The sequence below is a fragment of the Protofrankia sp. CiP1_Cm_nod3 genome, from assembly GCF_982290655.1.
Map to the genome: position 1 here is coordinate 28,993 of NZ_CEVIVD010000019.1, position 4,214 is coordinate 33,206.

A 4,214-nucleotide genomic window follows, 5' to 3' on the forward strand; every position below is an offset into this window, starting at 1 on the left:
GAATACGGCAGAACACGGCAGAGCACGGAGAAACACGAGAACGTGACCGGGGCGCCACTGGCCGTTGGCCGACGCCGGGTGCCCACCATGCGCTCGGCCGGGTCGGTGGATCGGCGGGGCCCGCCTACATCCTCACTGTCAGGAGTGGAGGCGCATCAGGCCTTCCTGGGCGACTGAGACGACGAGCCGGCCGTCGGCGGTGTATATCTCGCCGCGGGCGAAGCCGCGGGAGCCCGCGGCCGACGGGCTGTCCTGGATGTAGAGCAGCCACTCGTCCGCGCGGAACGGCCGATGGAACCACATGGCGTGATCGAGGCTGGCCAGCGAGATCGTCCGGCCGTCCGTCGACCGGTGGGGAAGCAGGGTCGTCGTGATCAGCCGCAGGTCGGACGCGTACGTGACCGCGCAGACGTGGTAGAGCGGGTCGGCGGGCAGCGTCCCGCGGGCGCGGAACCACATCCGCTGGTACGGGCTGTGCGGCTCCCCATGCGAGGACCACACGGGCTGCTGGACGGAGCCGTCCGCGCCTTCGGTCGGTACGAGCCGGACGTCGAGGTACCGGGAGAAGAAGGGCTCGACGCTCCCGCCGTTCGGCAGGGACCACTCGGGCAGCTCTTCGGGCAGGCTGACGGGCAGCTCGTCGGGCGGCGCTGCCGGCGGCATGGGTGACTGGTGCTCCGGGCCGTCGGTGACGCGCTGGAAGGAGGCGGACAGGTGGAAGATCGCCCGGCCGTGCTGGATGGCGACCACCCGCCGGGTCGTGAACGACCGTCCGTCACGGATCAGATCCACATCGTAGACGATCGGCGCGCCGGGATCGCCTGGTAGCAGGAAGTAGGCGTGCAGCGAGTGCACCGGGCGATCAGGGGCGACCGTCCGGCCGGCGGCGATGAGCGCCTGCGCCGCGACGTGGCCCCCGAACACCCGGGTCGGCGCCGTGTGCCACGACCAACCGCGGAAGATGTTGGTTTCGATGCGGTCGAGGTCGAGGACCTCGACCAGGGAGTCGGCCTCGGCGCGCGTCACCTGATCCACATTACCCATCCGGTGGCGGCGCTTCATCGAACAATGGCACTCAGGGGATTTCGGCTTCCCGTGACGCGGCGGAGGCGGCACCGGGCCGTCGATGGTCCTGGGCCGGCCCGGGGATTTCGGCTCGCGGGTCGACGACAGTGGCCGGGGCGCGCCCGGGGGTGGGCGTCGTCGCCAGCAGGTGATCCCGCCACAGCGCCTCGGCCTCGTCCGCCGCGCCGGCCTCGACCAGGGCGACCAGTTGCCGGTAGGTCTGGCGGCCGTCGTCCTCGGCCGCCGGTGCGCCCGGCTGTGCCGTGCTCCCACCGCTGCTGCCGGCACCGGCACCGGCGCCCGATGCATCCTCGCGCGCCATGCCGATGATGTGACGCAGCATCCCGGCGAGCACGATCAGGGTCTGGTTGCCGGCGAGTTCCACCAGCAGGTTGTGGAAGTCCGTCACCGCGGAGCATGACGCCGCGGGGGCCCAGGCCTCCCGGGCTGGCTGGCCGGCGGGTGCCGTGAGCGCGGTGGCCAGGTCGGGCCGGGTGCGGGCGGCCGGCCGGTCCGCCGCCGGGGGGCCGGCGTCCGCCGTGGCCGCCTCGACGGCGGCGAGCGCCGCCCGCAGCCTGGCCAGGTCCTCCTCGGTGTGCCGCTGCGCGAGCCGGCGGACGCAGGGCGGCTCGAGCAGCGCCCTGGCCTGGTGGACGTCGGCGATGGTGGTGCCGCGGTATTCCAGGACGAGCGCGGCGTAGCGGGCGGCGACGTCACCGTTGGGTGTGTGGACCCGGGCGCCGCCGTGTGCCCCGCGCCGGACGCTGATCAACGCTTCGGACTCCAGGACGCGGAAGGCCTCCCGCAGGGTCGGGCGGGAGACCCCGAACTGCTCCATCAGCACGGCTTCCGGGGGCAGGGCGTCCCCCTCGACCAGTTCGCCCCGCACGATCTGGCGCCGCAGGCGGGCGGCGACCAGCTCGGCGGTCTTGGGGACGCGCACCCGCCGGCCGACGTGGCCCTCGCCGGCCGGCGACCTGCCGGGGTCGTCGCCACGCCCGCCGGGGGGCGGGCCGGCCGACGGATCAGACGTTCTGAGACCGCCGGGCCCCCCGATGCCCCCCGGGCCGTCCGTTGCGATATTGGTTGCGTTCAGTAACACCATGATGGTCCCCCTCGGAGAGATCCGGCTGCGGCGGGCAGCGCGTGGCCCGCTGGCGGTGGTTCGGCTCCTTCGCCCAGAAGATCACATTGTTGTCGCCGGCGATGTCACCAGAAGTACTGGCTAGGTTGCATTGTGACACTACTGGTCGCAGCCACCTGCAAGGGGTGCTGTCATGGCTACAAGTAATGACTATTTGTAATCGATGTTCATCGAATCTTTACTAAAAGTAATCGTTCAGAGTCTTTTTGTCATCGTTTGGCGGCGCTGAACACCATGTGGCGATCCGAGCGGATCGGTGCGCTGCGTGAGTCACCCGGACGAAAAAGGTGCCGGCCGGTGTTCCACCCGGATGATCCAGATCGTGCGCGTCGCGCGCGGGCCATCGGATCCACACCTGAGGAGATCGTGATGACGGCTCTGTACACGGCTGAGGCCACCGCGTGGGGCGGGCGTGCGGGACGGGTGGCGTCCAGCGACGGGCGGGTGGACCTGAACCTGTCCCTGCCCAAGGGGCTCGGCGGCGACGACGGCCCCGGCACCAACCCGGAGCAGTTGTTCGCCACCGGTTACGCCGCATGTTTCCACAGCGCGCTCAAGGCGGTCGCCCGGCGGGCGAAGGTCGATGTCTCCGCGTCGGCGGTCACCGTCCGGGTCGAGATCGGCCCGGACGACGACGGGTTCGCCCTCGCCGTCGCGATCGAGGCCGAGATCGAGCAGGTCGACCGGGACGTGGCCGCCACGCTCGTCGAGCAGGCTCACGCCCTGTGCCCGTACTCCAGGGCGACCCGGGGCAACATCGTCTCCACCGCCACCCTCGTGGACAGCTGACCGGGTGGCCGGCTGGCCGGCTGGCCGCTGGCTGACCGGCCAGCGGGTGCTGGCCAGCCGGTCGTGGGCTGCCCGGGACACCGTATGGTCGTAGCGTCTTCATCCATGGGCGACGCGCACATTGCCACCGTCGGTGTCGAGGAGGAGTTCCACCTCCTGGACCTCGCCTCCCGGCGGCCTGTGCCGCGGGCTCCGGCGATCCTCGAGCGCCTCGCGAAGGAGTGTTTCACCGCCGAGCTGCTGGCGTCGGTGGTGGAGTCCAACAGCCGCCCGTGCACCGACCTGGCCGACCTGCGCAGCAGCCTGCTCCAGCTGCGGCGCGAGCTGGTGGCGGCCGGCGAACCGCTCGGGCTCGGCCCCGCGTCCGCGGGGACCGTCCCGCTGGCCGGCCGGGACACGCCCAGCATCAGCCGGTACCCGCGCTACCAGCGGATGCTCGCCGACTACCAGCTCCTCGCCCGGGAGCAGTCGATCTGCGGCGCGCAGGTGCACGTCGAGGTCGCCGACCGCGATCTCGCGATCGCGGTGGCCGCGTGGGTCGCGCCGTGGCTGCCGGTGCTGCTGGCGGTGTCGGCGAGCTCCCCGTACTGGCAGGGCACGGACAGCGGCTACGCGAGCGTGCGCACCCTGGTCTGGCAGCGGTGGCCGACCGCCGGCGTCACCGGGGCGTTCCGCACGGCGGCCGAATACGACCAGGCCGTCACGGATCTGATCACATCCGGGGTGATCAGCGACCCGGGGATGGTCTACTTCGACGTCCGCCCCTCCGCGCACCTGCCCACCGTTGAGCTGCGGGTCTGCGACGCGTGCCCGGACGTCGACACCGTCATCCTCGTCGCCGGCCTGTTCCGCGCGCTCGTCCGCCGGGCCACCCTGGCGGTCGGGGCCGGTGCGCCGGTCCCGCCACGGCGGACGGAACTGCTGCGGGCGGCCACCTGGCGGGCGGCCCGGTCCGGGATCGAGGGTGACCTCGTCGACGTGGCCGCGGCGGTACCGGTACCGGCGGGGGACCTGCTGTACCGGCTGGTGGACGAGGTGCGCGCCGAGCTCGAGCACGCCGGCGACTGGGAGCTGGTCCGCGACCTCGCCGGCCAGGCCGTCGGCCGGGGCAGCGCCGCGGCCCGGCAACGGCGGGCCTTCACCCGCCGCGGACACCTCACCGACGTCGCCGACCTCATCCTCACCGAAACCCGCCAGGCCGCGGACGCGGCGGATG

General features: G+C 72.4%; 4 protein-coding genes. 2 read left to right on the top strand and 2 right to left on the bottom strand.

The features are described from left to right. Positions 1 to 138 precede the first annotated feature (138 nt). Positions 139 to 1,026, bottom strand: a complete 888-nt coding sequence (locus tag AC5LUJ_RS06385; RefSeq protein ID WP_250291835.1) for an acyl-CoA thioesterase — start codon at positions 1,024 to 1,026, stop codon at positions 139 to 141. 49 nt (positions 1,027 to 1,075) lie between these two features. Beyond that, positions 1,076 to 2,008, bottom strand: a complete 933-nt coding sequence (locus AC5LUJ_RS06390) for a FadR/GntR family transcriptional regulator (protein ID WP_493464610.1) — start codon at positions 2,006 to 2,008, stop codon at positions 1,076 to 1,078. A 570-nt stretch (positions 2,009 to 2,578) separates the two neighbouring features. Here AC5LUJ_RS06390 and AC5LUJ_RS06395 point away from each other — a divergent pair. Continuing rightward, positions 2,579 to 2,998 (top strand): organic hydroperoxide resistance protein, encoded by a 420-nt coding sequence (locus AC5LUJ_RS06395; RefSeq protein ID WP_250286474.1) that lies wholly within the window; start codon positions 2,579 to 2,581, stop codon positions 2,996 to 2,998. 105 nt (positions 2,999 to 3,103) lie between these two features. Continuing rightward, positions 3,104 to 4,214 (top strand): carboxylate-amine ligase (locus AC5LUJ_RS06400; protein ID WP_493464611.1); only part of this gene is annotated, 1,111 nt, incomplete at its 3' end.

Coding starts and splice junctions, on each gene's coding strand:
- AC5LUJ_RS06395 (WP_250286474.1), top strand. CDS start 2,579: ATGACGGCTCTGTACACGGCTGAGGCCACCGCGTGGGGCGGGCGTGCG.